The organism is Streptomyces telluris (genome assembly GCF_024519335.1).
GTDB lineage: Bacteria > Actinomycetota > Actinomycetes > Streptomycetales > Streptomycetaceae > Streptomyces > Streptomyces telluris.
Window position 1 is genome coordinate 24,728 of record NZ_JANIID010000033.1, and the last position, 23,381, is coordinate 48,108.

Annotated in this window: 21 protein-coding genes; 12 read left to right on the forward strand and 9 right to left on the reverse strand. The window is 72.1% G+C overall.

The window, feature by feature from the left end:
• Positions 1 to 47 precede the first annotated feature (47 nt).
• From NQU55_RS28650 to NQU55_RS28660, 3 genes are all read left to right on the forward strand, one after another.
• Positions 48 to 1,025, forward strand: a complete 978-nt coding sequence (locus NQU55_RS28650) for an NAD(P)H-quinone oxidoreductase (RefSeq protein ID WP_168091709.1) — start codon at positions 48 to 50, stop codon at positions 1,023 to 1,025.
• A 225-nt stretch (positions 1,026 to 1,250) separates the two neighbouring features.
• Positions 1,251 to 1,883, forward strand: coding sequence for a hypothetical protein (locus NQU55_RS28655; protein ID WP_168091710.1), 633 nt, complete (start codon positions 1,251 to 1,253; stop codon positions 1,881 to 1,883).
• Between the two features lie 173 nt (positions 1,884 to 2,056).
• The gene (locus tag NQU55_RS28660) at positions 2,057 to 2,617 is read left to right on the forward strand and encodes a bacterial proteasome activator family protein (RefSeq protein WP_168091711.1); all 561 of its coding nucleotides are present in this window, start codon (positions 2,057 to 2,059) and stop codon (positions 2,615 to 2,617) included.
• Positions 2,618 to 2,723: 106 nt separating this feature from the next.
• On the opposite strand, the gene NQU55_RS28665 is transcribed toward NQU55_RS28660, so the two are convergent.
• Positions 2,724 to 4,496 (reverse strand): protein kinase domain-containing protein, encoded by a 1,773-nt coding sequence (locus tag NQU55_RS28665; RefSeq protein ID WP_168091712.1) that lies wholly within the window; start codon positions 4,494 to 4,496, stop codon positions 2,724 to 2,726.
• A gap of 383 nt (positions 4,497 to 4,879) precedes the next feature.
• Between NQU55_RS28665 and NQU55_RS28670 the strand changes: the two genes are divergently transcribed.
• Positions 4,880 to 6,535, forward strand: coding sequence for a protein kinase domain-containing protein (locus tag NQU55_RS28670; protein ID WP_168091713.1), 1,656 nt, complete (start codon positions 4,880 to 4,882; stop codon positions 6,533 to 6,535).
• A 109-nt stretch (positions 6,536 to 6,644) separates the two neighbouring features.
• On the opposite strand, the gene NQU55_RS28675 is transcribed toward NQU55_RS28670, so the two are convergent.
• From NQU55_RS28675 to NQU55_RS28685, 3 genes are all read right to left on the reverse strand, one after another.
• Complete coding sequence (locus NQU55_RS28675; RefSeq protein ID WP_168091714.1) at positions 6,645 to 7,760, reverse strand: phosphotransferase; 1,116 nt, start codon at positions 7,758 to 7,760, stop codon at positions 6,645 to 6,647.
• A 15-nt stretch (positions 7,761 to 7,775) separates the two neighbouring features.
• Positions 7,776 to 8,210 carry a pyridoxamine 5'-phosphate oxidase family protein gene (locus tag NQU55_RS28680; RefSeq protein ID WP_168091715.1) on the reverse strand — a complete coding sequence of 145 codons (435 nt, stop codon included), beginning with the start codon at positions 8,208 to 8,210 and terminating at the stop codon, positions 7,776 to 7,778.
• A 93-nt stretch (positions 8,211 to 8,303) separates the two neighbouring features.
• On the reverse strand, positions 8,304 to 8,963 hold the full coding sequence (locus NQU55_RS28685; RefSeq protein WP_168091716.1) for a response regulator: 660 nt from the start codon (positions 8,961 to 8,963) through the stop codon (positions 8,304 to 8,306).
• A gap of 363 nt (positions 8,964 to 9,326) precedes the next feature.
• On the opposite strand from NQU55_RS28685, the gene pdhA reads away from it, so the two are divergent.
• The 6 genes from pdhA to NQU55_RS28715 all read left to right on the forward strand — a co-directional run bounded on the left by pdhA (position 9,327) and on the right by NQU55_RS28715 (position 16,118).
• Positions 9,327 to 10,478 (forward strand): pyruvate dehydrogenase (acetyl-transferring) E1 component subunit alpha, encoded by a 1,152-nt coding sequence (gene pdhA / locus NQU55_RS28690; RefSeq protein WP_168091717.1) that lies wholly within the window; start codon positions 9,327 to 9,329, stop codon positions 10,476 to 10,478.
• Positions 10,478 to 11,458 (forward strand): alpha-ketoacid dehydrogenase subunit beta, encoded by a 981-nt coding sequence (locus NQU55_RS28695; protein ID WP_058047414.1) that lies wholly within the window; start codon positions 10,478 to 10,480, stop codon positions 11,456 to 11,458. The genes pdhA and NQU55_RS28695 overlap by 1 nt, the downstream gene beginning before the upstream one ends.
• A 23-nt stretch (positions 11,459 to 11,481) precedes the next feature.
• A complete protein-coding gene (locus NQU55_RS28700) occupies positions 11,482 to 12,912 on the forward strand; it encodes a dihydrolipoamide acetyltransferase family protein (protein WP_168091718.1) in 1,431 nt (476 codons plus the stop codon).
• A 267-nt stretch (positions 12,913 to 13,179) separates the two neighbouring features.
• Complete coding sequence (locus NQU55_RS28705) at positions 13,180 to 14,007, forward strand: helix-turn-helix transcriptional regulator (protein WP_168091719.1); 828 nt, start codon at positions 13,180 to 13,182, stop codon at positions 14,005 to 14,007.
• A 115-nt stretch (positions 14,008 to 14,122) separates the two neighbouring features.
• Positions 14,123 to 14,794: a GntR family transcriptional regulator gene (locus NQU55_RS28710; RefSeq protein WP_168091720.1), complete on the forward strand. Its 672-nt coding sequence runs from the start codon at positions 14,123 to 14,125 to the stop codon at positions 14,792 to 14,794.
• A 19-nt stretch (positions 14,795 to 14,813) separates the two neighbouring features.
• Positions 14,814 to 16,118 carry an MFS transporter gene (locus tag NQU55_RS28715; protein WP_168091721.1) on the forward strand — a complete coding sequence of 435 codons (1,305 nt, stop codon included), beginning with the start codon at positions 14,814 to 14,816 and terminating at the stop codon, positions 16,116 to 16,118.
• A gap of 41 nt (positions 16,119 to 16,159) precedes the next feature.
• Here NQU55_RS28715 and NQU55_RS28720 read toward each other — a convergent pair whose 3' ends face one another.
• Positions 16,160 to 16,990: a maleylpyruvate isomerase family mycothiol-dependent enzyme gene (locus tag NQU55_RS28720; RefSeq protein ID WP_168091722.1), complete on the reverse strand. Its 831-nt coding sequence runs from the start codon at positions 16,988 to 16,990 to the stop codon at positions 16,160 to 16,162.
• A gap of 123 nt (positions 16,991 to 17,113) precedes the next feature.
• Here NQU55_RS28720 and NQU55_RS28725 point away from each other — a divergent pair, with 123 nt between their 5' ends.
• Positions 17,114 to 17,893 carry a carbon-nitrogen family hydrolase gene (locus tag NQU55_RS28725; RefSeq protein WP_168091723.1) on the forward strand — a complete coding sequence of 260 codons (780 nt, stop codon included), beginning with the start codon at positions 17,114 to 17,116 and terminating at the stop codon, positions 17,891 to 17,893.
• A 129-nt stretch (positions 17,894 to 18,022) separates the two neighbouring features.
• Positions 18,023 to 19,825, forward strand: coding sequence for an NHL domain-containing thioredoxin family protein (locus NQU55_RS28730; RefSeq protein WP_168091724.1), 1,803 nt, complete (start codon positions 18,023 to 18,025; stop codon positions 19,823 to 19,825).
• A 33-nt stretch (positions 19,826 to 19,858) separates the two neighbouring features.
• Here NQU55_RS28730 and NQU55_RS28735 read toward each other — a convergent pair whose 3' ends face one another.
• The 4 genes from NQU55_RS28735 to NQU55_RS28750 form a co-directional block, all read right to left on the reverse strand.
• Entirely contained in the window at positions 19,859 to 20,089 is a 231-nt protein-coding gene (locus NQU55_RS28735; RefSeq protein ID WP_168091725.1) for a hypothetical protein, read from the reverse strand.
• 86 nt (positions 20,090 to 20,175) lie between these two features.
• Positions 20,176 to 20,787, reverse strand: coding sequence for a DUF4232 domain-containing protein (locus NQU55_RS28740; RefSeq protein WP_168091726.1), 612 nt, complete (start codon positions 20,785 to 20,787; stop codon positions 20,176 to 20,178).
• Positions 20,788 to 20,792: 5 nt separating this feature from the next.
• Entirely contained in the window at positions 20,793 to 22,085 is a 1,293-nt protein-coding gene (locus NQU55_RS28745) for a M18 family aminopeptidase (protein ID WP_168091727.1), read from the reverse strand.
• Positions 22,082 to 23,359 (reverse strand): RNA-guided endonuclease InsQ/TnpB family protein, encoded by a 1,278-nt coding sequence (locus NQU55_RS28750; protein WP_168091728.1) that lies wholly within the window; start codon positions 23,357 to 23,359, stop codon positions 22,082 to 22,084. The genes NQU55_RS28745 and NQU55_RS28750 overlap by 4 nt, the downstream gene beginning before the upstream one ends.
• Positions 23,360 to 23,381 lie beyond the last annotated feature (22 nt).

Here is a 23,381-nt window from a genome sequence, read left to right on the forward strand (position 1 = left end):
CCCATATTCCGTGATCTTCCCGGTACCCCGGCGGTAGCCTCGCGACCATGTATGCGATCACCATTCCCGAGCCAGGCGGGCCCGAGGCCCTGGTGTGGACCGAAGTGCCCGATCCCGTACCCGGTGAGGGCGAGGTTCTGGTCGAGGTCGTGGCCAGTGCGGTCAACCGTGCCGACGTCGTCCAGCGGCAGGGTTTCTACGACCCGCCGCCCGGCGCGTCCTCCTACCCGGGCCTGGAGTGCTCCGGCCGGATCGCGGCGCTCGGCCCCGGGGTCAGCGGCTGGGCGGTCGGCGACGAGGTGTGCGCGCTGCTGGCGGGCGGCGGGTACGCGCAGAAGGTCTGCGTCCCCGCGGGCCAGCTGCTGCCCGTGCCCGACGGCATGGACCTGGTCACGGCGGCCTGTCTGCCGGAGGTGACCGCGACCGTCTGGTCCAACGTGTTCATGGTGGCCCACCTGCGCCCCGGCGAGACCTTCCTGGTCCACGGCGGCGGCAGCGGCATCGGCACGATGGCCGTACAGCTGGCGAAGGCCGTCGGCGCGCGCGTCGCCGTCACCGCGGGCAGCGAGGACAAGCTGGAGGCCTGCCGCGAGCTGGGGGCGGACATCCTCATCGACTACCGCGAGCAGGACTTCGTCGAGGAGCTGCACAAGGTCACCGGCGGCGTCGGCGCCGACGTCATCCTCGATATCGTCGGGGCGAAGTACCTCGAGCGGAACGTGAACGCCCTCGCCGTCAACGGCCGCCTGGTCATCATCGGCCTGCAGGGCGGCCGCACGGCCGAGCTCGACCTCGCCGCCCTCCTCACCAAGCGCGCCGCGGTCATGGGGACCTCCCTGCGCGGGCGCCCGCTCGCCGAGAAGGCGGCCATCATCGCGGCCGTGCGGGAGCACGTGTGGCCGCTCATCGCCGGCGGACGGGTGCGGCCGGTCGTCGACCGCACGATGCCGATGGCGGAGGCCGCCGAGGCCCACCGCGTCATGGAGCGGAGCGCCCACGTGGGGAAGATCCTCCTCACGGTCTGAGACCGGTCCGCACCGATCGCCCTGACGCTCCGGTCCGCACCGATCGCCCTGACCCTCCGGTCCGGACCCGATCGGCCTGACGCTCCGGTCCGGCCGGCGCACCGCCCGGCCCGGCCCCCGGCCCTGCGGCCACCCTCCTGAACCACCCACCGCGCCGCCCCGCCCACCCCGTGTGAGGGTGGGTGCGAGCGGCTCCGGCGGCGAGCGGAGGGAGGCGACGTGGGCATGGGCGGCCGACTGCGGGCGGGCCTGCGGACCGGGGTCATAGCCGGGCCGGTGCTCGCGGCCACCGTGCTGGTCGTCGCCGTCGCACCGGGCCCGGAGCCCCCGGACCCCTCTCCCGGACGGCCTCCGCCGGGCCCGGCCGGCCCCGCGCCCGGCCCCACGCTCCGCCCCCCGCCCCCGCAGGGCTCCGGTGACGGCCGGCTCGCCGGGACGTCCGCGGGCGAGGGCCGTCTCCACCCCGGCCGGACGGCCCCGCCCTCGCCCTCCGGGATATCCGGGCCGCCCCGTTCGTCCGGCCCGCCCGGCGGATCACCGTCCGCGGTCCCCTCCGAGGCCCCCTCCGGCGACGGCGGCGAGGCCGTCGGCCCCGTGGAGGACGCGCCCGGGGAGGACGCCCCGGGCACCGGGCCCCCGGCGCCCGCCGACGAGGCGGACGGCGCCGCCGAGCAGCCGCAGGGCCCCTTCGGGCCGGTGACGCCCGACCCCGTCTCCACCCGCACCGCCGCCGCCCGCAACGCCAGGAGCGCGGCCTACGGCGACCGCGTGCTGCGCGTCCTGCCCCTCGGCACGGGCCTCGCCCTCACCGGCCTCGGCCTCGGCTTCTTCGCCCTGCGCCTGAGGCGGCCGCGATAAGGCGATGAGATGCCGCGCGCGAAGCCGCGGAAATGACGAACTGCCCGGAAAGGCCGGGGAAAAAGGGGCGCACGGAGTGAAAAAGGGGCGCGTGTCAGAGGGCGTGGCACGGTGGATCAGGCGTGTACGGGGGCATCAACAGGGGGAAATCACATGTGCGAGAGAATGGCGGCATGGATATGCCGAGGAATGAACGGTCGCAGGAGAGCCCGCAGGTCCTGGTCGTAGGCCCGGACGGCATGGCTCTCGGCAGCGCCAGCCCCGGCGGCGGGGAGGGCGACGACGAGTCGCGCGAGGTCCCGGTGACGGAGATGGTCGAACAGCCTGCGAAGGTCATGCGCATCGGCAGCATGATCAAGCAACTGCTGGAGGAAGTGCGGGCCGCCCCTCTCGACGAGGCGAGCAGGGTCCGGCTCAAGGAGATCCACCGCAGCTCCGTCAAGGAGCTGGAGGACGGCCTGGCCCCCGAGCTGGTCGAGGAGCTGGAGCGCCTGTCGCTTCCGTTCACCGACGACACGGTGCCCACCGAGGCGGAACTGCGCATCGCGCAGGCCCAGTTGGTCGGCTGGCTGGAAGGCCTGTTCCACGGCATCCAGACCGCGCTGTTCGCCCAGCAGATGGCGGCTCGCGCCCAGCTGGAGCAGATGCGCCGGGCGCTGCCGGCCGGTGTCCTCGGCGAGGACGACGGCGAGGGCCCGCAGCACGGCGGCGCGCGTTCGGGCCCCTACCTCTGAATACCTCCGAAGGCCGGCTCGAAGCCCGGTGAAGACCGGCTCGAAGTCCGGCTCGAAGATCGGCTCTGAAGACCGGGAGCGGGGCCCGAAGGCCCCGCCCGGCTGATCAGGAGGACGCCGGGTCGCCCGTCGAGACGGTCAGCACGAACTGGTCCGACGGCGACTTCGGGTCGAACGGGTCGCCCGCGGCCGGCACCTGGTTGAGCACCGTGCCCTTGCCCCACGTGTTCTCGGGAGAGACGTCGATCCGGTACTTCCAGCCGGCGGCCTGCAGGCACGACTTCACCGAGTCGATGTACATGTACCGGAAGTCGGGGGACGACTTCTTCGACTTGTCGCTGTAGTACTCGTAGGCCTTGGTGCACTTGGACGGGTCGATGGTCTTGCTCTTGTCGCCCTCCTTGTGCTTGCTCTGCGAGCCGCCGGTGGTGCCGCCCGCCGTGGTCGTGCCGCCGCCGCTGGTGCCGCCGCCACCGCCGGTGGTCGTGCCGCCGCCCGGGGTGACGGGCGCCTGGCTCTGCGTTCCGCCGGTGGTGCCGCCGGTGGTGCCCCCGGCCTCTTCCTTCTTCTCGCCGCTGCCGTTCAGCGCGATCGCCGCGATCACGCCGATGACCGCGAGGCCCGCGACGACCGCGGAGCCGATGACGACGGGCTTGTTGCTCTTGCCGCCGCCCGACGGCGACCCGACGGAGGTCGACGGGCCGGAGGACGGGCTGATCGAGTAGGGCGGGGGCGTGCTGGGGCCCTGGGCGCCCTGGAAGGGCGCCACGGGCGTCGGGTAGCCCCCGGCGCCCTGGGTGGCCTGCTGGGCGCCCGAGGAGGGCCCGTAGCCGCCGTTGTACGGCCCGGGGGCCCCCGGGGTCTGGTAGGGCGTCTGGACGCCCCCCGGGCCCGGTGCGGGGGTCTGCTGGTCGACGGGCGGGAAGACGGCGGAGCTGACGCCCGCGCCGCTGCGCGCCGGCGGGCCGCCCGCGATGATGATCGGCGAGGGCGCGGTCTGCGCCGTGCTCGTCACCCGCGCACACTCGTCGCGCATGGACTCGGCGCTCGGGAAGCGCTCGTTCGGGTTCTTCTTCAGGGCCCGGGCGACCAGCGCGTCGACCGCCGGCGGGATCGAGCGGTTGATCGAGGAGGGAGCGACGGGCTCCTCCTGGACGTGCGCGTAGGCGATGGCCAGCGGGGAGTCCGCGTCGAACGGCAGCCGCCCGGTCAGCAGCTCGAAGAGCATGATGCCGACCGAGTACAGGTCCGAGCGGGCGTCGACGCCGCGCCCGAGCGCCTGCTCGGGGGAGAGGTACTGGGGGGTGCCGACGACCATGCCGGTCTGCGTCATCGACGTGACGCCGGACTGCATGGCGCGGGCGATGCCGAAGTCCATGACCTTGACCACGCCGCGCTTGGTCATCATCACGTTGCCGGGCTTGATGTCGCGGTGGACCAGGCCCATCTCGTGGCTGACCTCGAGCGCCGCCAGCACATCGGCGGTGATCTTCAGCGCCTTCTCGGCCGGCATGGCGCCGTACTGGTGCACGTCGGCGTCGAGGACGGAGCGCAGCGGCTGGCCCTCGACGTACTCCATGACGATGTACGGCATGGTCGACCCGTCCAGGTCGTCCTCGCCCGTGTCGAACACCGAGACGATGTTGGTGTGTGTGAGCTTGGCGACGGCCTGCGCCTCGCGCCGGAACCGCTCGCGGAAGGACGCCTCGCGGCCCAGCTCCGTGTGGAGCGTCTTGATGGCGACCTGGCGGTCCAGGACGGAGTCGTAGGCCAGGTGGACCGAGGCCATGCCGCCCTCGCCCAGCAGGTCGCGGAGCTGGTAGCGGCCGCCACCGACAGACCGGCCCGTGTAGCGGCCCTGTGCGCCGTCCTGGCTCATCGTTCTACTTCCCCCTTGGGCGCACTGCCTGGCATACGTTCCGGCATTCGGTTCGGCATACGGTTTGGCATGTGATTCGGCTTATGGTCCGCCGGCCCGGCGATCCGTACGGTGATCCGTGCGGCCCTGTTCCGTCGGTTCTGTCGATATATCTCGGCCAAGTCTGCCCCAGGCCGCGGGCACGTCAAGCCGCGTGCCCGTTCCGTGACGGGATGCGCGACAAGACGTCACGAGATTTGCCTTGCCCAGGCCCGTGCGGGTTTGATAGCGCGTCCATCCCGGACCGGCGCGCGCCGTGGAACCTGTAGCGTGCCTTAGCGGAAGACCGTTTTCCCACCGCAGCGCCTTCCGCGCGACGCGGCCAGACACGACGGCGAGGACTGATGGCACAGACGCAGAGCGCCCAGGGTCCGTCCGACCCTGACGCCAACGAGGGCGGAATGCCCGATGTGCCGGAAATGTGGGGTAACGGGGGGCTCGTAGGGGACGGCCGTTACCGCCTCACGCACAGGCTGGGCCGCGGCGGCATGGCCGAGGTCTTCGCCGCCGAGGACGTGCGCCTGGGCCGCACGGTCGCGGTGAAGCTGCTCCGCGCCGACCTGGCCGAGGACCCGGTGTCCAAGGCCCGCTTCACCCGCGAGGCGCAGTCGGTCGCCGGGCTCAACCACCACGCGGTCGTCGCCGTTTACGACTCCGGCGAGGACACCGTCGGCCGCAACGTCGTGCCGTACATCGTCATGGAGCTGGTCGAAGGCCGCACCATCCGCGACCTGTTGCTCAACGCCGACGCCCCGCCGCCCGAGCAGGCGCTCATCATCGTCTCCGGCGTGCTGGAGGCCCTGGCCTACAGCCACCAGCACGGCATCGTGCACCGTGACATCAAGCCCGCCAACGTGATCATCACCAACAGCGGCGCGGTGAAGGTCATGGACTTCGGCATCGCCCGCGCCCTGCACGGCGCGGCCTCCACCATGACCCAGACCGGCATGGTCATGGGCACCCCGCAGTACCTCTCGCCCGAGCAGGCCCTCGGCAAGACCGTAGACGCCCGCTCGGACCTCTACGCCACCGGCTGCCTGCTGTACGAACTGCTGGCGCTGCGTCCGCCGTTCACCGGCGAGACCCCGCTCTCGGTCGTCTACCAGCACGTCCAGGACATGCCGGTGCCGCCGTCGCAGGTGCTCGGCAGCGTGCCGCCGGAGCTCGACGGCCTGGTCATGCGCTCCCTCGCCAAGGACCCGGACGACCGGTTCCAGAGCGCCGAGGAGATGCGCGGGCTGGTCCAGTACGCCCTGCAGATGCTGCACGACGCGGGCGCCCACTCCGGCGCCTGGGACACGGGCCCGATCGACCACATGGGCGGCGCCACGCAGGTGATGGGCGCCGTCGGCGGCCCGCACACCACCGCCATGCAGCACCCGCAGCACGGCGGTGGCACCTCCCAGCAGCCGATACTGCCGCCCCGCCACGGCGACGACGGCGGTTTCGACGGCTACGGCGGCAACGGCGGCCGAAACGGCGGCAGGGGCAGGATGCTGCTCGTCGCCGCCGTCGTGGCGATCGTGCTGGTGGCGGGCGCGGTGTACGCGCTGAAGTCGTTCCAGACGAGCGGCGGCGGCAAGACCGACAAGAAGCCCGACAAGACCTCCGTCGGCCCGTCCACCCCCGGTCCGTCCGGCTCGCAGAGCCCCGACGCCCAGAAGTCCCCCTCCCCGGGCCACAACGGCACGACGGGCGGCACGGGCCGTCAGCGCGATTCGGACAGCGAGGACGACACCACGGACACCGACGAGGGCACCGGCCGGCACAAGCCGTCGCACGGGACGTCCGCGCCGCCGTCCAGCGCCCCGCCCTCGACGGACCCGTCGACCCAGCCCGACCCGTCGACCAAGCCGTCCACCGGCGGCGACAACAAGCCCGGCACCACCACGGGCCAGTCCGGCAGCACCGGCACCACCACGGGCACCACGACCGGGCAGTCCGGCACCGTCGGCACCACCGCCGGCCAGGGCGGCACGGGTACGACCCCGGGCACCTGATCCGGCCGGCGGCAAGCGGCCGGTAAGCGGCAAGTACTTGAGGGCACCCGATCCCGGATCGGGTGCCCTCGGCCGTGTCCGCGGGGAGGCGCCCTGCGGGGCCTCCCGCTCACTCCGTGAACGCGTCCCGCACCGCCTCGTAGGACCGCGTCCACCAGACCGTCAGCGCCGCCGAGGCCGGGAAGCCGGGGTCCGCCCGGTGGTCGCCCAGCTGGTAGCGCCAGCGCAGCATCCAGAAGTCGTTCAGCCGCTCCCACCACACGCGGTGGACGGCCGCGCCCAGCTCGGCCGGGTCCGCGCCGCTCGCCCGCCGGTACGCGCGCGCGTACGGGCGTATCTTCGCGAGGTCCAGGGTGCCGTCGGGGCGCAGGAAGAAGATGACGGCCGCGCGGACGGCCTCCTCGGCGCGGGGCTGCACGCCGAGGCGGTCCCAGTCGACGATCGCGGCGGGTTCGCCGCCGCGGTAGAGCAGGTTGAGCGGGTGGAAGTCGCCGTGCACCCAGCCGGGGGCGGTGCCGTCGGCCGGGCGGCGGTGGGCGTGGCGCTCCAGCAGGGCGCGGCGCTCGATCAGCCGGTGCTCGGCGAGTTCGTCGAAGGAGTCGCGGGGCCGGCTGCCCCTGCCCCGGCGTACGAGCCCGAGGAGCTCCTCGATGAGGGCGTACGTGTCCTGGGGATCCGCCGAGGCGTCCGCGGGCCGCCGGCCCCCTCCCAGGCCCTCACAGGCCCCTCCAGGGCCTTCCGCGGCCCCCGGCGGGGCGTCGGGGGGCTCCTCGCGGCAGACCTTGGCCAGGCAGGTGTGGACGTGGCCGAGCAGGGCGCCGAGCTTGCGCGACTGGGCGCGGGTCAGTTCGCCGCCGTCGCGGTGGCGGCCGTCGACCCACGGGTGGAGGGCGTAGCAGCGGCCGCCGAGGACGGTGACGGTCGTGCCGTCCGTGCGGGCGACGGGCGGGGCGACGGGCAGGCCGAGGGCGGCCAGGCGCAGGGTGACGCCGTGCTGGCGGGCGATGGCGGCCTGGTCGCCGTCGAGGTGGTGCTTGAGGAAGAAGTCGCCGCGGGTGGTGGTGAGGCGGTAGCCGCGGTTGAGGAGGCCCTCGGTCAGCGGGATGCAGGAGACGGGCTCGCCGGCCCGGTCGTAGCGGCGCAACAGGGTGCGCAGGGTGCCGATGCCGGGTCCGATGTCGGGTGGGGCGGTGGGCGGGACATCGGTGACAAGTGAGCGTGGCACGTCCCAAATGTTAGATCACGCTGAGTGTGCGGCCTGTCGCGCGGGGACCCCTTCAAGGTGATGCAGGGTGATGAACTGCGGTTCGATGCACAGGTATTCGGGGCGGAAGGGTGCGGCGTCCGCCGTGCGGGGCGGCCGGCCGAAGCGCTCCAGGTCGTCCCCGGACGGGATGAAGAGGCGTGCCGTGCCGACGAATTGCACGGTCCACACCGCCTCGTCGCCCTCGCGCCGGTCGCTCAAGTTGTCGGCGCCGTAGGCGACGACGTTGCCGTCGCAGGCCTGGGCGTAGCCGAAGTCGCCGTGGAGGCGGAGCAGGACGCTCCCGCCGGAGACGACGTGGCGGGCGACGGTGACGAAGGGGAGTGCGCGCATGCTGACCGAAAGGCGGCCGTACGGGGTGCTGCCGAGCAGTTCGAGGGCTCGGTATCGGTCGGGCGGCGCGGAGAGCATGGCACCACTGTGCACGCCCGCCTCACCCGCCTCCAGGGACACCCGCCCCTTTGGCGTGGGCCATAGGTCCCGAATCACCGGTTTACCGTAGATTCACCGCTTCTCGGCCTGCAGCCGGGCCACGTACGCCGCCGCCTGGGAGCGCCGCTCCATGCCGAGCTTGGAGAGCAGGCTGGAGACGTAGTTCTTGATCGTCTTTTCGGCCAGGTGCAGACGCTCGCCGATCACGCGGTTGGTCAGGCCCTCGCCGATCAGGTCCAGGATCCGGCGCTCCTGGTCGGTCAGGCTCGCGAGCCGGTCGTCGCCCTTGGGGGCCTTGCCGTCGCGCAGCCGCTCCAGCACCCGCGCCGTCGCCACCGGGTCGAGCAGGGATTTCCCGGCCGCCACGTCCCGTACGGCGGCGAGCAGCTCATTGCCGCGAATGGCTTTCAGCGCGTAACCGGACGCGCCCGCCATGATCGCGTCGAAGAGCGCCTCGTCATCGGCGAAGGAGGTGAGCATCAGGCATTTGATCCGCTCATCCTGTGAACGGATTTCCCGGCAGACTTCGACGCCGCTGCCATCCGGAAGGCGAACGTCCAGAACGGCGACGTCCGGCCGCACGGCCGGAATGCGCACCAGCGCGTCGGCGGCCGTACCGGCCTCCCCGACGACCTCGATGTCGGCCTCGACGGAGAGCATCTCGTGCACCCCGCGCCGGACGACCTCGTGGTCGTCGAGCAGAAATACCGTGATTTTTCCTTGTTCGGGCACAGGGCCAGTCTCACACACCGAGTCTTCCCCTGCTCTTGTCCTCCGGGATAACGTGCCGTCGTTCCGGCAGCCCGCACGGGCTGTGCTCACAAGGTCGTGACCAGGAGCGTCGCCCCGCTTTCTCGATTTACTTGGAAATCCAAGCAAAATTGCAGGTCAGGCGGGGTTTCGCAGGAATGCGGCCTTCTGGGTAACGTGCTTATTGCAGGCCTTTCGCCGGGGCGCCTGTCACGCCCGGTTCCGGCCTCGGCACACCCACCCCGTGTGCCGTCGGGGATCGAGCGAGCATTCTCCTGCCTCACGGCGGGGGAACCCCCTCTGGCCGCCGGCGACCCCGGGGGCCGGACAGACGGAGGAGCACACGTGACTGTGGACAGCACTGCCGCGCGCAAGCCGCGCCGCGGCGGCAGCAAGCGCGCCGGCGCCAAGACCGCCGCGGCGGCGGGCGCACCCGAGCTCGTACAGCTGCTGACGCCGGAGGGCGAGCGGGTCGAGCACCCCGACTACTCCATCGACCTGACCGCCGAGGAACTGCGTGGCCTGTACCGCGACATGGTGCTGACCCGCAGGTTCGACGCCGAGGCGACCACGCTGCAGCGCCAGGGCGAACTGGGCCTGTGGGCCTCCCTGCTGGGCCAGGAGGCCGCCCAGATCGGCTCCGGCCGGGCGACCCGCCCCGACGACTACGTCTTCCCGACCTACCGCGAGCACGGCGTGGCCTGGTGCCGCGGGGTCGACCCCACCAACCTCCTCGGCATGTTCCGCGGCGTGAACAACGGCGGCTGGGACCCGAACGAGAACAACTTCCACCTCTACACGATCGTCATCGGCTCGCAGGCGCTGCACGCGACCGGCTACGCCATGGGGATCACCAAGGACGGCGCCGACTCCGCGGTCATCGCCTACTTCGGCGACGGCGCCTCCAGCCAGGGCGACGTGGCCGAGGCGTTCACCTTCGCGGCCGTCTACAACGCCCCGGTCGTCTTCTTCTGCCAGAACAACCAGTGGGCCATCTCCGAGCCCACCGAGAAGCAGACCCGCGTCCCGCTCTACCAGCGCGCGCAGGGCTACGGCTTCCCCGGCGTCCGCGTCGACGGCAACGACGTCCTCGCCTGCCTCGCCGTCACCAAGGCCGCCCTCGACCGGGCCCGCACCGGCCAGGGCCCGATGCTGATCGAGGCCTTCACGTACCGCATGGGCGCCCACACCACCTCCGACGACCCGACGCGCTACCGGCGCGACGAGGAGCGCGAGCTGTGGGAGGCCAAGGACCCCATCGCGCGCCTGCGCGCGTACCTGGAGCGCGAGGGCCACGCCGACGAGGCCTTCTTCGCCGCCCTGGAGACCGAGGCCGACGAGCTCGCCAAGCACGTGCGCGACCGCGTCCGCACCATGCCGGACCCGGACAACATGGCGATCTTCGACAACATCTACGCCGACGGCCACGCCCTCGTCGACGAGGAGCGCGCCCAGTTCGCCGCCTACCAGGCTTCGTTCGCCGAGGAGAGCCACTGATGACCGCCCAGAAGCTCTCGATCGTCAAGGCGATCAACGCCTCGCTGCGCACCGCGCTGGAGAACGACCCCAAGGTCCTCGTCATGGGTGAGGACGTCGGCAAGCTCGGCGGCGTCTTCCGCGTCACCGACGGCCTGCAGAAGGACTTCGGCGAGGACCGGGTCATCGACACCCCGCTCGCCGAGTCCGGCATCGTCGGCACCGCGATCGGCCTGGCCCTGCGCGGCTACCGCCCCGTCGTCGAGATCCAGTTCGACGGGTTCGTCTTCCCGGCGTACGACCAGATCGTCACCCAGCTGGCGAAGATGCACGCCCGCGCGCTCGGCAAGATCAAGCTGCCGGTCGTCATCCGCATCCCCTACGGCGGCGCCATCGGTGCCGTCGAGCACCACAGCGAGTCGCCCGAGACGCTGTTCGCCCACGTGGCGGGTCTGAAGGTGGTCTCCCCGTCGAACGCCTCGGACGCCTACTGGATGCTCCAGCAGGCCATCCAGAGCGACGACCCGGTGATCTACTTCGAGCCCAAGCGCCGCTACCACGACAAGTCCGAGCTGGACACGGAGGCCATCCCGGCCCCCCTGCACGCCGCCCGCGTCGCCCGCCCGGGCACGGACCTCACCCTCGCCGCCTACGGGCCGATGGTGAAGACCTGTCTGGAGGCCGCGGCCGCGGCCGAGGAGGAGGGCAAGTCCCTGGAGGTCCTGGACCTGCGCTCGATGTCGCCCGTCGACTTCGACGCGATCCAGGCGTCCGTGGAGCGCACCCGCCGCCTGGTCGTCGTCCACGAGGCCCCGGTCTTCCTGGGCACCGGCGCGGAGATCGCCGCCCGGATCACGGAGCGCTGCTTCTACCACCTGGAGGCACCGGTCCTGCGGGTCGGCGGATATCACGCGCCCTACCCGCCGTCCCGGCTGGAGGACGAGTACCTTCCGGGTCTGGACCGGGTGCTCGACGCCGTCGACCGCGCGCTGGCGTACTGAGGGGTTTGAGGAGAGTCGTGACCATGACTGCAAGGACTGCCGACGACCAGCGCTTCCGCGAGTTCAAGATGCCCGACGTGGGCGAGGGGCTCACCGAGGCGGAGATCCTCAAGTGGTACGTGGCCGTCGGCGACACCGTCGCCGACGGGCAGGTGGTGTGCGAGGTCGAGACCGCCAAGGCCGCCGTGGAGCTGCCGATCCCCTTCGACGGGGTCGTGCACGAACTGCGCTTCCCCGAGGGGACGACGGTCGACGTCGGACAGGTGATCATCTCCGTCGACACCCGGCCCGGTGCGGGGCCGGCCGCGCCGGAGCAGAGCGCACCGGCCGCGGCGCCGGCCGCCGCCGAGCCCGAGGAGCCGCAGGGGCGGCAGGCCGTGCTCGTCGGCTACGGGGCGGCGCCGTCCTCCACGAAGCGGCGCGCGCGCAAACAGCAGGTCGTTCCGGCCCAGCCGGTGGCCGCCGCCATACAGGCGGAGCTCAACGGGAGCGCCGCCGTGGCCCCCGCCCCCGCCCCGGCGGCGGAGAAGCCCGCCCCCGCCGCACCGGCGGGCGCCCGTCCCCTCGCCAAGCCCCCCGTGCGCAAGCTCGCCAAGGACCTCGGGGTCGACCTCGCCTCCGTCGTGCCGTCCGGTGCCGACGGCATCGTGACCCGCGAGGACGTCCACGCCGCCGCCTCGGCCGCGACTGCCCCGGTCGCGGAGGAGCCGGCGGCCGTCGCGGAGGTGCCCGCGGCCGTGACGGACCTCGCCGCGCGCGAGACGCGGATCCCGGTCAAGGGCGTGCGCAAGGCCACCGCCCAGGCGATGGTCGCGAGCGCCTTCACCGCGCCGCACGTCACGGAGTTCGTCACCGTCGACGTCACCCGCACGATGAAGCTCGTGCAGAAGCTCAAGGACGACCCCGACATGGCCGGGCTGCGGGTCAACCCGCTCCTGCTCGTCGCGAAGGCCTTCCTCGTCGCGATCAAGCGGAACCCGGACGTGAACGCGTCGTGGGACGAGGCCAACCAGGAGATCGTCCGCAAGGACTACGTGAACCTGGGCATCGCGGCGGCCACGCCGCGCGGGCTGATCGTGCCGAACATCAAGGACGCGGGCGCCAGGACGCTCCCCGAGCTGTCCACGGCGCTGTCCGAGCTGGTGGCGACCGCCCGCGAGGGGAAGACGAGCCCGGCGGCCATGTCCGGCGGCACGGTCACCATCACCAACGTGGGCGTCTTCGGCGTCGACACCGGCACGCCCATCCTCAACCCGGGCGAGTCGGCGATCCTGGCCGTGGGTGCGATCAAGCTGCAGCCGTGGGTGCACAAGGGCAAGGTCAAGCCGCGCCAGGTGACGACGCTGGCGCTCTCCTTCGACCACCGTCTGGTGGACGGGGAGCTGGGTTCGAAGGTGCTGGCCGATACGGCCGCCGTGCTCGAGAATCCGCAGCGGCTGATCACCTGGGGATAGCGGCCGATCACCCGGGGGATAACGCCCCGGGGCGGTGTACCGGGCAATGACACCTGGTGCAATAACCAATAGTTGAACAAGAAACGACAAAAGGCCCGGACGCCTCCCTCCTCACCCCCCTCCAGCGAGGAGAGAGAACAGCGTCCGGGCCTCTGCCGTCATGCGGAGCGGCCTCGGGAATCCACCCAGGTCAGCGGCTGGAATAGCCCGTGCGGCGCAATTTACTTAAGATTGACCAACACTTGCAGTGTCGGAATTGGAGGACGCGTGGACGGCGCCGACCACGTGGACGGGGAATCCATCAGCCGTCTTCTCCGCGCCTGGCGGGCGCGCGTGGACGCACGTACCGTCCCCGAGCTGCGCGGTGTTTTCCCGCGCCCCGGCCGCCGCCTCTCCCAGGCCCACGTGGCCCGGCTCACCGGCGTGAGCGAGGGCTGGTACCGCGCGCTGGAGGCCGGCCGCCGCCAGGACTTCTCCGAGAATTTCCTCCTCCGGGTCGCCCGCGCACTGCGGCTGAGCGAGGCCGAGACGCTCACGCTCTTTCTCGCCGTGTGCGGCCGCCGGCCGCCCGGACTCTCCCGCGAACCGGGCGGTCCGGGCGATCTGCCGCACGGCGTCAAAGCCCTGCTGGAACAGCAGGTGTCCTATCCCGCCTATCTCTCCGACGTGGCCTGGAATATCGTCGCGGCGAATTCCCTCATGGGCGAGTGGTTTCCCTGGGCGATCCGGCCCGGCGCCAATCTGATGCGCTGGGCGCTGCTCGACCCCGAGGCCCGCGAGCAGATGCTCGACTGGGAGGACGCCTGCGCCCGCACCTACCTCGCCATGCTGCGCGTCGCCGCCAACAGCAACCCCGACAACGCCGAACTGCGCACGCTCGTACGGGACATCCTCGACGCGGACGCCGACTGCCGGCGCATCTGGTCCGAGGAGCACGACGTCGTCGAGCACCGCGACGGCGACGTCTTCCGGCTGCAACTGCCGTTCCACGGTGGACGGGAGGTGCGGGTGACCAGTCATGTCCTGTTGCCGATACAGCGTCCTGACCTGAGGTTCGTCTTCATCACGCCCGCGGACGGCTGGACGGGGCCGTAAGAACGGCGGGACGGGGCCGCGGATCCGGCTGGACGGGGCCGTAAGCACGGACGCCCCTTGTCCGGATCGCGGACCCCCTCTTTCTGCGTATATATGTTGTATCTAAGCTGTGCTCATGCCAACCGCCCCGCCCGCGCCGCTCCGGCGGACCAAGCAGCCCCCCGCCGCCGAACGCGTCTACGCGCACGTCAAGGAAGCCGTCCTGCACCGCCGTTACGAAGGCGGCACGCTGCTCACCGAGGGAGACCTGGCCGAGGCCACCGGCGTCTCGCGGACCCCCGTGCGCGAGGCGCTGCTCCGCCTGGAGGCCGAAGGGCTGATCAAGCTCTACCCGAAGAAGGGCGCCCTCGTCCTGCCCGTCTCCGCCCAGGAGATCGCGGACGTGGTCGAGACCCGGCTGCTGGTGGAGAAGTACGCGGCGGCCAAGGCCGTCCCCGCCTCCCCGCTGCTCATCGCCCGCCTGGAGGAACTGCTCGACGACATGGGCCGCCAGGCTGCCGCCGGCGACCTGGCCGCGGTCTCCGTCAGCGACCGCGCCTTCCACGCCGAGATCGTGCGCAGCGCCGGCAACCAGATCCTCTCCCGGCTCTACGACCAGCTGCGCGACCGCCAGCTGCGGATGGGCGTGGCCGTGATGCACGCCCACCCCGACCGCATCGCCAAGAACCACAGCGAGCACACCGAGATCCTCGAAGCCCTGCGCGCCGGTGACGCCGAGGGCGCCGTCGCCGTCATCGACCAGCACGTCAGCTGGGTGCGCAACCTGGCCCGGGGCGAGATCCGATGAACGAGCGGGGGGACCACCGATGAGTCAGGGGGCCGCAGCGCTGCCCGGCGACCCACCCGGCGGACGGCGCGCGGTCGCCGTCTGGGGGATCGGCGTCGGGGTGTACTTCGTCGCGATCATCTTCCGCACCAGCCTCGGCGTGGCCGGGATCGACGCCGCCGAGCGCTTCCACATCAACGCCTCCGCGCTGTCCACCTTCTCCATACTCCAGCTGCTCGTCTACGCGGGCATGCAGATACCCGTCGGCCTGATGATCGACCGGCTGGGCACCAAGAAGGTGCTGGCCCTCGGCGCCGTGCTGTTCACCGCCGGGCAGCTCGCCTTCGCCCTCTCCCACTCCTACGGGACGGCCCTGGCCAGCCGGGCCCTGCTCGGCTGCGGCGACGCGATGACGTTCATCAGCGTGCTGCGCCTGGGCGCCCGCTGGTTCCCCGCCCGCCGCGGCCCGCTGATCGCGCAGGTCGCCGCGCTCTTCGGCATGGCGGGCAACCTCGTCTCCACGATGCTCCTGGCCCGGCTGCTGCACTCGGCCGGCTGGACCGCCACCTTCGCCGGCAGCGCGGCCGCGGGCGTGCTCGCCCTCGTCCTGATGCTGCTGTTCCTGAAGGACCACCCGGAGGGCCACGAACCGCCGGCCACCGCGCCCGCCGGCGGCAAGGGCTTCGTCCGCCGGCAGATCGCCCGGGCCTGGCGCGAGCCCGGCACCCGGCTCGGCATGTGGGTGCACTTCACGACGCAGTTCCCCGCGATGGTCTTCCTGCTGCTGTGGGGCATGCCCTTCCTCGTCGAGGAGGAGGGCCTGTCCCGGGAGACCGCGGGGCTGCTGCTGACCCTGGTCGTGCTCTCCAGCATGGCCGTGGGCCTGGTCTACGGGCAGATCATCGCCCGCCACCACGCGGCCCGGCTGCCGCTCGCGCTCGGCACGGTCGCCGCGACCGCGCTGGTGTGGGCGGCGGTGGCCGGCTGGCCCGGCGCGCACGCGCCCATGTGGCTGCTGGTGACCGAGTGCCTCGTGCTCGGCGCGTGCGGCCCCGCCTCGATGATCGGCTTCGACTTCGCCCGCCCCGCCAACCCGCCCGAGCGCCAGGGCACCGCCTCCGGCATCGTCAACATGGGCGGCTTCATCGCCTCCATGACGACGCTCCTGGCCGTGGGCGTGCTGCTCGACGCGACCGGGGACGACTACCGGGTCGCCTTCGCCTCCGTCTTCGTCCTGGAGGCGCTGGGACTGTCGCAGATCCTGCGGCTGCGCACCCGGGCGCAGCAGCGCGAGCGCGAGCGGATCGTGGCGTCGAGAGTGGAGACGGTGCACGTACCGGCGTGAGCGGGCGGCCGGCGGCCGGTCCGGAGCCGGCCGCGCCCCGCCTAGGGAGTGATCGCGAACTCGCGGAGGACGGCCTCCGCGAGCTCCGCGTCACCCTCCACCTTGATCCGCCCCGCCGCCGCCTCCGGATGCACCCGGCCGCACGCCAGCCGGGCGTACGTCTCCCAGTCCATCCCGAACGTGACCGTCGGGCCCAGCGACACACTGCTGTCGATCTTTCCCCGGCCCTGCGCGTCGACGCGCACGGTCCGCAGGAACTCCAGCGGGCCGTGCACGTCGAAGACGACCGCGGATCCCGGCGGCGCGCCCGCGTCCTTCGCCACGACCTTCGGCAGGGCGCCCAGCAGGAAGTCACGGCAGATGACGGCCGCCGGCGAGTCGAGGTTGCCCGGCACGCCGAGCGCGCGCCGCAGGTCCTGCTCGTGCGTCCATACGTCGAAGGCCCGTACCACCAGGGCCCGTTCGAGGGGCTGTTCGTTGCCGGAGCCGAGCGGCCAGCGGATCGCCGTCTGCGGCCCGCGCGATTCGTTGCGCAGCTGCCGGGAGCGGCGGATGACGACGAGCTCCAGCTCGGAGGTCATCTCCAGGGCCGTGTGGCAGCGCCGCACGTCGACCTGCACCTCGTTGTAGCGGGAGAACTCGTCGGTGACGTGGAAGAGATCGCGCGGCAGCGTGTGCATCGGCCGCGGCTCGCCCAGCATCTCGGTCTCCACGCCGATGACGTGCGAGACGACATCGCGCACCGACCAACCCGGGCACTCGGTGGCCCGGTTCCAGTCGCTCTCGGCCAGCGTGGTGACCAGGTCGTTGATGGCTTCGATGGAGTGGGTCCAGGCGTCGATGGCCGGCTGAAGATTCGGGTGGACGGTCACGTGATCCCTCGGGCGTGCTGGGCAGCGGGTGCGGGGCAAGTGCTGTCTGGGTGCTCTGCAGTTAAGTTACGCTGCGCACGGGCGACCCGGCAGAGGTTTCGTGTGCTGAGAGTGGTGGGTACTGTGCGCGCTTCCCTGATTCAGATAAACGTCGATCCGCAGGAGCCGGCCGCCGAGCGGCGTGTCCGCGCCGCCGCGCTCGTGCACGAGCAGGCCGGCAGCGATCTCGTCGTCCTGCCGGAGCTGTGGCACGTGGGGGCGTTCGCCTTCGAGTCGTTCGCCGCCGCGGCGGAACCGTTGGGCGGCCCAACGGCCCGCGCGATGTCCGCCGCGGCGCGCGACGCGGGCGTCTGGCTGCACGCCGGCTCCATCGTCGAAGAGGCCCCCGGCGGGGCGCTGTGCAACACCTCCCTCGTCTTCTCGCCCTCCGGCGAACTCGTCCGCACGTACCGGAAGATCCACCGCTTCGGCTTCGACAAGGGCGAGGCCGTCCTGATGACCGCCGGCACGGAGCCCGTCACCCTCCCCCTGCCGGACACCACGCTCGGCCTGGCCACCTGCTACGACCTGCGCTTCCCCGAACTGTTCCGGGCCCTGGTCGACGCCGGGGCGCAGACCTTCGTCGTCCCGGCCGGCTGGCCCGCCAAGCGGCGCGGCCACTGGACGCTGCTGGCCCGCGCACGCGCGGTCGAGAACCTCTCCTACGTCCTCGCCTGCGGCACGGCGGGTACCCACGCGGGCGTCGAGCAGGCCGGCCACAGCGTCGTCTTCGACCCCTGGGGCGAGACCGTCGCGGAGGCGGGCCCCGGAGAGGAGGTCCTCACCGTGGACCTCGACCCGGCGAGGGTCACGAAGGTCCGCGAGGAGTTCCCGGCGCTGAAGGACCGGGTGCTCGGGCGCTGACGCCCGTGGACATGCGCTGCGGGGGGCCGTTCCCCGGGCGTTCCCTGTTCCACGGGCCGTTCGTGAACGGCCCGTGTCATTCCCCGGACGCGGGAATGGCCGCGGCAGCCGATGCTGTTGGATGGGTGTATGGCCCCACGAGCACGCGTCCGCGCCCCCGAACTGATCGGCAAGGGCGGCTGGCTGAACACCGGCAACACCGACCTCTCCCTCGCTGACCTGCGAGGACGCATTATCATCCTCGACTTCTGGACGTTCTGCTGTGTGAACTGCCTGCACGTCCTGGACGAGCTGCGCGAGCTGGAGGAGAAGCACCGCGACACCGTGGTGATCATCGGTGTGCACTCGCCGAAGTTCGTGCACGAGGCCGAGCACCAGGCCGTCGTCGACGCCGTCGAGCGCTACGAGGTCCACCACCCCGTCCTCGACGACCCCGAGCTGGCCACGTGGAAGCAGTACGCCGTGCGCGCCTGGCCCACGCTCGTCGTGATCGACCCCGAGGGCTACGTCGTCGCCCAGCACGCGGGTGAGGGACACGCGCACGCCCTGGAGAAGCTCGTCGAGGAGCTGGAGGCCGAGCACGCGGCCAAGGGGACGCTGCGCCGCGGCGACGGGCCGTACGTCGCCCCCGAGCCCGTCGCCACCGACCTGCGCTTCCCCGGTAAGGCCGTCGTGCTGCCCGGCGGCGGCTTCCTCGTCTCCGACTCCACGCGCCACCAGCTGGTCGAGCTGGCCGCCGACGGCGAGACGGTCGTCCGCCGCGTCGGCAGCGGCGAGCGCGGCTTCGGCGCCGACGCCTTCAGCGAGCCGCAGGGCCTCGCGCTCCTGCCGGGCGGGGAGACGGTCGTCGTCGCCGACACCGTCAACCACGCCCTGCGGACGTACGACCTGCGGACGGGCGCCGTCGAAACCATCGCCGGCACCGGGCGCCAGTGGATGCAGGGGCAGCCCACCTCCGGCCCCGCCCGCGAGGTCTCCCTGTCCTCCCCCTGGGACGTCGCCTGGTTCGCCGACCGGCTGTGGATCGCCATGGCCGGCGTGCACCAGCTGTGGACGTACGACCCGCGGACCGGCACCGTCGAGGTCGCGGCCGGCACGACCAACGAGGGGCTCGTCGACGGGCCCGCGCGCGAGGCCTGGTTCGCCCAGCCGTCCGGGCTCGCCGCGGCCGGGGACCGCCTGTGGGTCGCCGACTCCGAGACGTCCGCGCTGCGGTACGTCGAGCGCGACGGGGAAGGCTTCGCCGTCCGGACCGCCGTCGGCACCGGCCTCTTCGACTTCGGCCACCGCGACGGGGACGCTGCACAGGCGCTCTTCCAGCACCCCCTCGGCGTCACCGCCCTGCCGGACGGCTCCGTGGCCGTCTCCGACACGTACAACCACGCCCTGCGCCGCTACGACCCCGCCACCGGCGAGGTCACCACACTCGCGACCGACCTGCGGGAGCCCTCCGCCGCGGTCCTCGCCGGCGACGACATCGTCGTCGTCGAGTCCGCCCGGCACCGGCTCACCCGGCTGCGCCTTCCCGAGGAGGCCGTACGGGTCGAGTCCGTGGCCCACCGCACGCAGCGGGCCGCCACGGACGTCGCCCCCGGGCGGCTGCGGCTGGACGTCGTCTTCCAGGCCCCGGCCGGCCAGAAGCTCGACACCCGCTACGGGCCCTCCACGCGCCTGCTCGTCAGCTCCACCCCGCCCGAGCTCCTCGCGGAGGGCTCGGGACAGGGCACGGACCTCGGCCGGGACCTGGTGCTGGGGGAGACCGTGACGGAAGGCGTGCTGCACGTCTCCGCGATGGCGGCGTCCTGCGACGACGACCCGGAGAACGAGTACCCGGCGTGCCACATGCACCAGCAGGACTGGGGCGTCCCGGTGCGGATCACCGCGGGCGGCGCGGACCGGCTGCCGCTGGTCCTGGCGGGCCTGGACGGCTGACGCGGCCGTCTTCTTTATAAGAAGGGGTGGGGATCACCGCGTATAGCGGTGGTCCTCCTCGACCTCGACCACGGGAGCGGCCGGGCGCGGCGGCTGTGTGTGGCGGCGCTTGTAGATGCTCACATACGCGCACGTGCCGATGATCCCCACCGCCATCAGGATCAGCCCCACCAACGGGACGTTCATGCCGTCGACGCGCCAGTCCACCGCGAAGGTGAGGACCGCCCCGATCCCGATCAGACCGATGCACCATCCCATGCCCATGGCTGAAGCCTCCGAATCGATTGGCCGTTCCGGTGCCGGCACGCATGCGCCTACCCCGCACCGGAACGGCCAATCGGCCGGAGCCCTCAGCCCTTGAGCGCGGCGGCCTCGCCGTCCACCCAGTACGTGGCGCGGGCCTGGTCGTCCACGTGCAGCGAACCGCCCGGCAGGGCGGGCGCCGCCGGGTCGCCGGGCAGCGGGTCGCCGCCCGCCGTCTGGAAGGTCACCGACAGCTTCTTGACGTCCCGTCCGGGACCGCCCGAACCGTCCGCCGCAGTGGGCGTGACGCCCGCGTACGCCGCCTTCCCCGGCGCGACCTTCACCGGCGCCTTCGGCTTGGACTCCTCCCCTACGCCCGCCGTCGCCTGGTCCTGGTCGAAGCGCAGGAACGGGAAGCCGTAAGCGGTGCAGGGCTTTGCGCCGGTGTTCGTCGCCACCAGCAGGAGACGGCCGCCCGGCGCCTTGCGGGCCTCGACCGTCAGGTCGCCGGGGCCGCAGGCGTCGCCCTTGTCCTGCGGCTTGCCGTCGTCCACGGAGGGCGCCTCGGCGGCGTCGCCGGACGGGCTTGCCGCCGCGGCGCCCTTGCCGTTGCCCTTTCCGTCGTCCTTGCCGCCGTCACCGCCACAGGCCGTGAGGCCGAGGGCGGCGGTGACGGTGAGCGCCGCGCCCGCGAGGCGCAGTGCACGTCCGTGCCGCACGGGCCTCAGCCTTCGAGGAAGGAGGTGAGCGCCGCGGCCAGCAGGAACGGGTCGTCCGCGCCGCACAGCTCCCGCGCCGAGTGCATCGACAGGCAGGCCACGCCGATGTCGACGGTGGCGATGCCGTGCCGGGCGGCGGTGATGGGGCCGATGGTGGTGCCGCAGGGCATGGAGTTGTTGGAGACGAAGTGCTGCCAGGGCACGCCCGCGCGCTCGCAGGCGGCGGCGAAGACGGCCCGGCCGCTGCCGTCCGTGGCGTAGCGCTGGTTGACGTTCACCTTCAGGATCGGGCCGCCGTTGGGCACCGGGTGGTGGCCGGGCTCGTGGCGCTCGGAGTAGTTGGGGTGGACGGCGTGGCCGGTGTCGGAGGAGAGGCAGATCGTGCCGGCGAAGGCGCGGGCCTTCTCCTCGTACGTCCCGCCACGGGCGAAGACGGATCGTTCCAGCACGTTTCCGAGCAGCGGGCCCTCGGCGCCGGTGTCGGACTGGCTGCCGTTCTCCTCGTGGTCGAACGCGGCCAGCACCGGGATGCACGGCAGCCCCTCGGAGCCGACGGCGGCGAGCAGCGCGGCCGTACCGGCGTGCACGGACAGCAGGTTGTCCATGCGCGGACCGGCCAGGAGCTCCTCGTCGCGGCCGAGGTAGGCCGGCGGCTCGACGCTGTGGACCATCAGGTCCCAGCCGGTGATGTCCTCGGCGGCCAGGCCCGCCTCCTGCGCGACGAAGCGGATCAGATCCCCCTCGCGCGGCTCGCCCAGGCCCCAGATCGGGGTCATGTGACGCTGCTTGTCGAGCTTGAGGCCGTCCTGGTTGACGCCGCGGTCGAGGTGGATGGCGAGCTGCGGCACGCGCAGCAGCGGCCGGTCCACGTTGACGAGGTGGTGGCTGCCGTCCCGCAGCGAGACCCGGCCGGAGAGGCCGAGGTCGCGGTCCAGCCAGGTGTTGAGCAGCGTGCCGCCGTAGAGCTCGACGGCGACCTGGCGCCAGCCCGCCGCACCGGTGTCCGGCAGCGGCTTCACGCGCAGGTTGGGGGAGTCGGTGTGCGCACCGACGATCCGGAAGGGGGTGGCGGGCGTCGCGCCCTCCGGCACGTACCAGGCGATGATCGCGCCACCGCGCGTCACGTACTTGCCGCCGGTCGTGCCGTCCCACGCGTCGGTCTCTGCGACCTGACGGAAGCCCGCCTTCTCCAGCCGCTCCGCGGTGTTGGCCACCGCGTGGTACGGGGAGGGACTGGCGGCGAGGAAGGACATCAGGTCGTCGGTGTGGCCGCGGTCGAAGCGGTGCGCAGAGCTCATGCGCCCAGAATAAGGTTGACGTTCCTTCCCGCGGCTGAAGCCGGGGAATTACCAGCCCGGTGACCCAGGCTGCTCGCGGCCGGGTTGCCCCGGCTGTCGGTTGGCGCTTCACGGACCGGGCAACCCCGAGGTCTCCACGCCCTGAAACCCGTATGTCCACGGGCCAGTGTGTTCTTCGCCCCGACCGTGTCGGCGTGCTCCGCGTATCCGCAGGACGTGCATACGAACTTCGCTTGGCTCTTACGGGAGTTCGAATCCACATGTCCGCAGACGGGACACGTCTGCGACGTATAGGCCGGGTTGACCTTCCGCACCACTGCGCCGGTCTTCCGGGCGCGGTTGCGTATGGCAAGTTCGAGGCCGTGCCAGCCCTTGTCGAGGATGGCACGGTTCAGGCCCGCCTTCTGGCGGACCTTCGTTCCGGGCCGGGACACGGTGCCTCTGGCAGAGGCGGTCATGTTCCGTACGGGCAGTCGTTCGAGGACCACCAGGGCGTTGCCGTCCACGATCCGGCACGCAGTCCTGGCGTGGAAGTCACGGCGGCGGTTACGGACCCGGCGCATGATGCGGCCCATCTTCCCCATGCAGCTCTTACGGCGCTTCGAACCCTTGCGGGTGCGGGCGAGCTGCTGCTGGAGGCGTCGGTACCGCGCCGCCTCGCCGGGGCTGATGAACGTTCGATCGAAGAAGCGGCCGTCGTCGGTGGCGGCAGCGAAGACAACACCCCGGTCCACTCCGACCCTGCCGCGCTCGAGTGAGACCGCGGGAGCCTTCCGGCCGGTCTCCACCAGAAAGCTGATGTGCCACTGGGCACCGTCCCGGGAAAGGGTGGCCGCCTTTACGGCTCCGTCGAGGGGGCGGGTCCAGCGGAACCTCACCCATCCCAGCTTCGGCAACCGCACCCGGGCCCACTTGCGGTTCAAGCGTTCCACCGTGATCTGTTTCGGGTCGGGAAACCTGAACGAGGGACGCCAACGGGTTTTGGACTTCCACCGCACGGAGAAGGTGCCGTGCGCGCGGCAGGCACGGTCGAGGTCACGGAGCGTCTGCTGGAGGATGTGCGAAGGTGCCGCCCGCAACCACGGATGCTCGGACTTCGCCTCGGCCATCTCGCGGGCCTGCTGGACGTAGCTCATCCAGCCGCCGCGCTGGCGGTACGCACGCCGCTGCTCCAGGCCGGTGTTCCACACCGCTCGGCAGATGTCCCCGAAGCCCTCCGCCACTTCCGATTGCTCGCTGTCGAGAGCGAGCCGGTACTTGCGGCCGACCAGCATGGGACCCCCCTCCCGCGCTTCT